Annotated in this window: 1 protein-coding gene; it reads right to left on the bottom strand. The window is 44.0% G+C overall.

Features of this window, described 5'->3' with window-relative positions; all coding sequences use genetic code 11:
- The coding region (gene speA, locus A3735_RS00265) for a biosynthetic arginine decarboxylase (RefSeq protein WP_068637333.1) at nt 1-1,272 on the bottom strand (1,272 nt) is incomplete at both ends.

The following is a 1,272-nucleotide window of genomic DNA, read 5'->3' as shown; positions in this document are numbered from 1 at the left end:
TGCAGATCACCTAAGGTTTCCTGATAAGCGCCGACCAGAAACACCCCCAAGTAATACTCTTCACCTTCTTTAATCGGGTGTAATGGGAGTGTTTTTGCTGTGCCGAATTCGTTGATAAATTTATCAATTTTTCCATCGCAGTCACAGGTTATATCCGCCAGCACTGCCTGACGTGTTGGCGTCTCATGCAGCCTGTGAATTGGCATAATCGGAAACAGTTGATCAATCGCCCATATGTCTGGCAGCGATTGAAATAGGCTAAAGTTTCCATAGTAGATATCTGCCAACGATAGCTTAAGGTCTTCCAGGTCTGGTGGCGTTTTATCCATTGTATCTAACAGGTCTGCGATACAATGAAGAACATCGAGAAATAAGTTTTCTGCGATTGATCGCTCTCTTAATGAGAGCTGCCCACGCTTGAATAAAGCACGCACTTCATCACGATAAAAATGCGCATCGTTATAACACTCCTGTACTCGCCGTGGCGATAGGTAGTCTTTTATCTCACGAATCTTTGTGAGTAGTTGATGCTCCTCAGGCGATGGTTCGGGCAGACTGATTGGTTCAAAAATATTGGTATCTAGAATATTGAACAGCAGAATTGAAGAGTAAGCGACAGTTGCTCGCCCAGATTCCGTGACAATCGTTGGGTGAGGAATATTATGGTCGTCCAAGGTTTGCTTGAGAGTATCGACAATATCTTCACAATATTCTTCAAGCGTGTAGTTACGACTTTTATCGTCATTGCTTTGTGCGCCGGTATAATCAACCGCTAAGCCACCACCCAAATCTATATGGGTTAATTCTGCACCCTCACTCATTAGGTCAGTAAAATAGCGGCAGGCTTCTACGACACCACTTCGAATATCATGAATGCTGGGGATTTGTGAACCTAAGTGGCAGTGCAATAATTCGAGGCAGTGCAGCATGTTCTCTTGCTTTAGCTTATCAACCACATCGATAAGTTGTGTGCTAGTTAGACCAAACACACTGCGATCACCGCTCGTTGAATTCCAATGCCCACTGACTTGAGAGGTCATTTTCACCCGCACACCAATGTGGGGTTGAATGTTCATTTGGCGGCTCAATCTTATAATAATGGGCAGCTCGGTTAAGGTTTCAATCACAAAAAAGCATAGGAAGCCCAGTTTGGTTGCTTGTAAACCAAGCTCAATAAACTCTTCATCTTTATAGCCGTTACAGATAATCAAACTGCCCGGCTCTTCAAGTGTCGATAGCGCAGCAATCATTTCAGGTTTACTGCCGACTTCA

This window comes from Oleiphilus sp. HI0061 (assembly GCF_001635675.1).
Note: the sequence above shows the minus strand (reverse complement) of the source record. Positions and strands in the feature narration are given on the sequence as shown.